The following is a 4757-nucleotide window of genomic DNA, read 5'->3' as shown; positions in this document are numbered from 1 at the left end:
ATTCATAGAACCTTTTTAAAAGACAATGGCTGCAAAACAGATCAGAAACCAGCAAAAGCCATGTTGGGATCTGTAACAGGTGGTGCTGTGCATTTAAGTCAAGGCAATCCCAAACATCTGGTCATTTGTGAGGGCATTGAAACCGGTCTGGCTCTTTTGTCTGGGTTGTTATCAGAGCCCGTTGATTTATGGGCTTCTCTTTCAACCAGTGGCATGATGCGTGTGAATTTACCCCATACAAAAGGGCGTCTCACCATTGCAATGGACGGCGATGATGCGGGTCGTAAAGCAGGTTTTACCCTAGCTGCACGTGCTTATAGCCAAGGCTTTGAGGTCTTTATGATGCAAGCTCCAAAAGGAACTGATTTTAATAACGTATTACTTTCTTAAAAGAGGGAAACTATGAAAGATAGTAATTTACAAAACAATAATGAAAATACTCCCATCAATGATAACGATAATGTCTCTTTAAACGAAAATACTTGTTTAAAAGCCATTTCTTATGAACAAGCCTTGCAACAAAATGGTTGGGGGCAATTACAACCGATTGCTACGGCTCTCTTACCCGTCGAGCCTTTTAAAATATTCCTGCTTCCAACACCATTAATAAACTATGTTTATGACGTTGCTGATATTCAACAATCTTCTATCGATTTTGTTGCTGTTTCTGCTTTATGTGGATTGTCTGCTGTCATTGGAAATGGCGTGCGGGTTTCTCCAAAACAACATGCCAATTGGAAAATTGTTCCTAATCTCTGGGGTGCCATTGTGGGGGAACCTTCAACTATGAAAACAGATACCATGGAAGCTGCTTTAGCACCTCTTGATGTTTTTCAAGAGGAATGGCATCAAGAATGGTTAAAGAAGAAAAAACAGCAAGAAACAAAAGATATTCTTATTGAATTAGACAAAAGAGAAAAGAAAAAACAAGCCTACAAAGCACTCAAAGATCAAGACGAGGAACAAGCCCTTGCTCTTCTTTCTCAATCTCTTGAACATAAAGAAAGTGAGGAAGATGACACGCTTAATAAACGACGTCTTATTGTCAACGATGTGACCGTCGAAAAGCTTGGGGAATTGTTAAAAGAAAACCCCCGTGGTTTATTGTTGGTTCGTGATGAATTATCTGGTTTTTTATCCGATTTGGAACGGAAGGAATATCAATCAGACCGTTCTTTTTATCTAACAGCTTTTAATGGCAAAAAATCATACACCTATGACCGTATAGGACGGGGAACCATTTTTATTCCCAATGCAACCATTTCCATTATTGGGGGCATTCAACCTTCACGGATTATTCCCATTATTCAAGCAATGCACCATGGAACAAATAATGACGGCTTATTGCAACGGTTTCAAATGCTGGTGTGGCCCGATGAACGAAAAGAGCGGTTATGGGTTGATAGACCTCCCAATCAAAAGGCATGGGAAAGTTATCAAGGAATTTTTCGTTCTCTTTATGATAAACCATTAGGATCACCAAAACACCCTATTACCATACGCTTTTCTGCTGAAGCTCAAGAAATGTTTCGTGTATGGTGGGAAAATTTTCAAAGAACAATCAAAGGAGGTCATTTCTCATCAAGTTTACAAGCGCATCTTTTGAAAATGAATAAAACCATACCAACCCTTGCATTGATTTTTGAATTGAGTGAAGGGGGGCGTTTTGAAATCAATAGAGATGCCCTTGAGAGAGCCTTATATTGGGAAGAATATCTGATAAGTCATGCAAAACGTCTTTATGCGGCGAATGATACATTAACAGCAGAGCGTGCAAAATTAATTGTAGAGCGCTGTGATCTTTTACCCAATGTTTTTACGGCAAGAGATATCTATAGACGGTGTTGGAGATCTTTAAAAGACAATGGAGCCGTTAAGCAAGCTTTAGAGCTTTTATGTCGTTGTAACTATATTCGTGAATTTCCTATAGAGGGGAATGAATTAGGTCGGCGTCCTGATAGACGGTATGAATGGAATCCTTTGGTTAAAAACAACAGCATAAAACAATAAAGAAATCTCTTTTGAAGTCTTTAAGACAACCACGCAAAACTCTTTTTATGGCATTCTCATCAAGGAACTTTTTTCCAAAAGCAAATGATCTGAGGACCTTATCAGAAGAGTTTTGTCAGTCTTGTCAGTTCATTCTAGCTCCTATATTATTTTTTTTAAATGAGAGAAAATTAAAAACATTATATTTCAATAGGTTAGTATTTTAACGATACAACCTATATCGACAATACAACCTTAAATACAATCAATAATATATATTTGTCAGTTTGTGTCTGTAAATTGAACTAACAAACTAGATTATTTTAGTGACTCATAAAACCTATCAAAATAATCATTATGATATTTTAAAAGCACATGCTTCATTTGTCTTTTTCCATAAAATAAACAGCAAATTTCACTATTTTGCTGATCTGATCTCTCTCATGGACTGCGGATAAACAGCATTTAAAAACTCTTTTGAAAAAATTATCGGCTTTTTTAGCATTTTTCTGCATTTTTTCTCAATTCGTTCAAAATGGATTTAATAAGCTTCATTTTAATTCTTTTGAAGATAATTAAACCCCTTATACGAAAACGGAACTCTGTTGTAACAGGGCGTGAACTGGATCATTTGCACGTGAATTATGAAACTGTAAAACCTTATCCCGTAACCTTTAAAAAAGGTAATCCAAAAGTTACAGAGATCTCTAATCCAGAAAAATTCTATTACGTGACTGAAATGAAATTCGCAAAAGCAGGTAAAGAGAAAGATAAAACCACTGTTATTTATAATAACAATATCACAATAACAGATATCCCTCTTGACGCTTGTGAGTATATCGTTAATGGTAAATCCGCTCTTGAATGGGTTATGGGGCGTCAATGTGTTAAGACTGATAAAAAGAGTGGCATTGTTAATGATGCCAATCGTTATGCTGTTGAAACCATTGGCAACCCTGCCTACCCTCTAGAGTTATTTCAGAGGGTTATTACCATAAGTTTAGAGACAATGAAAATTGTTAAGAACCTACCAAAATTAGAAATAAGAGAAACTGAATAACTTAAAAGCATGCTCACATAATGGGTATGATAAACTCATAAGGGGTATAAGGTTTTATACCTATAGGTTCTTATATCCCTTTTATAAATTGCTGACATACAATCTTTAAAAGGATAATTTATCATACGTTATTTAAAAAGAAGAAACTTGCACTTTTAGATACTCTTATTTACATTGCCTTTAAAAGATTAAACCGTAATCTAAAATGATAGCTTTATTGTTATCAGAAGCTTTATTTAAAGAGGGTTATGTATATTCATTTTCTTATATTACTTATAGGTTTTGAATGTTTCTACCCCCCCAAAACCCTTACAAAACATAGAGCATTAGTTGAATTTATAGGTTGTACTATTGATATAGGTTGTTTTTTGAAAAATTGATAAAAAATAACATATTGAAATATAATGACTTTTATTTTTTATTGAAAAATATGTAAAGGGGGGCGTAAAAAGCACCTCCAAAACTCATAACCATAATGGTCTTGATAGCATTTATTATGATTATAATCCCTTTCTTTTGAAAGGCTTTAAAAGATCACATACTCTCATAAGACATGTTTTAATCATTCACTAAATGATCACTTTTGTCGATTCAATGTACTGACATAAACTGACAAATATATATTTACAGTTGTATTTATTTGTTATGGCTGTTTTAATAAGTTGTATTTTGAAAAATTCATAAAACTTAACTTATTGAAATATAATGATTTTAATTTTCTCTCATTTAAAAAAAATGATATAGGTTCTAAAAAGAACTGACAAAAATGACAAAAGTTTATTAAAAGGGATTTTGCTCATCTCTATAATGATCAGTTTCTATTGAGATGTTTTCATAAGTGTTTTCATAATGGTCTATAAATCACAATTATCATATATCCTATTTATCATTTCTCTTATGAAACTGAAAAATGATGCCATGGCTATAAAGAACATAACAGCTATAGAGAAAGCAAAAATGCAAATGAAAGCATTTGTTATAAAGACAGTCCCTATAAAGGCTGTTAAGTCTAAAATGTGTTATTAAAGAAATTAACAGAAATCTTAAAAGCCATTTAGTGACAAAATTGATAGGTTATAAAGTTTAAAATACGCATTATGAGAGCGTTTCTAAATATTATAAATGTATAGATTCAGAAAATAACGCAATCGTTTCATAAAACCTATAATATAGCTTTAAAAGCACATAAATATAAAAGAAGCAATTAATAAGCATAAGATATTATCAATACACAACGTATTTAAAAAAATACAAAAAAGATAAAATATTGTTTGACAATAAATACGTATTTTGTTATATAAATAATCAAGTGATAGAAACACTTAGTGATTAGCGGATAGGTTACGAAACAGCCTCTCCCATGCCTTTAAAATACTGACTTTCTTTTATGCTTTTGTTAGTATATGAGAATTTTGTCGGGTGTGGTTATGCCATACAATACCCTTTCAAGGGGAAAGCATACAGCGGACTAATCACCGTGTTTCTAGCGCCCGACGCCCATTAGGGGGTCAATAGAAACCTTTTATGATTAGAAAGAATTTAAAATGACAAATTCAAACACCACCCCCGTTATCTCTTCTATTTCAAATGAAACTGCGCTTGTTAATCAACAAGAGCCTGCAAAAAAATACGAATTTATTGATGATTGTGAATATATCGATGGTCATTTCTTAACTCGAATTAGAGCCTTAAGAGATTTTGATGATGT

General features: G+C 33.4%; 2 protein-coding genes and 1 pseudogene. All 3 read left to right on the top strand.

What is annotated here, in order from left to right:
• The coding region (locus tag ACFING_RS09250) for a toprim domain-containing protein (protein ID WP_375630628.1) at window positions 1–390 on the top strand (390 nt) is incomplete at its 5' end.
• Between the two features lie 12 nt (window positions 391–402).
• On the top strand, window positions 403–2010 hold the full coding sequence (locus ACFING_RS09245; RefSeq protein WP_375630626.1) for a YfjI family protein: 1608 nt from the start codon (window positions 403–405) through the stop codon (window positions 2008–2010).
• Between the two features lie 583 nt (window positions 2011–2593).
• Window positions 2594–3049: pseudogene (locus ACFING_RS09240) on the top strand (type ISP restriction/modification enzyme); the annotation flags it as partial.
• Between the last annotated feature and the right edge of the window lie 1708 nt (window positions 3050–4757).

Source organism: Bartonella sp. AP150HLJHH (assembly GCF_042196385.1).
Lineage (GTDB): Bacteria > Pseudomonadota > Alphaproteobacteria > Rhizobiales > Rhizobiaceae > Bartonella.
This window is presented reverse-complemented; position numbering and strand designations above follow the sequence as displayed.

Excerpts from the sequence above, each read along its gene's own strand:
- ACFING_RS09245 (WP_375630626.1), top strand. The coding sequence starts at position 403 with ATGAAAGATAGTAATTTACAAAACAATAATGAAAATACTCCCATCAAT.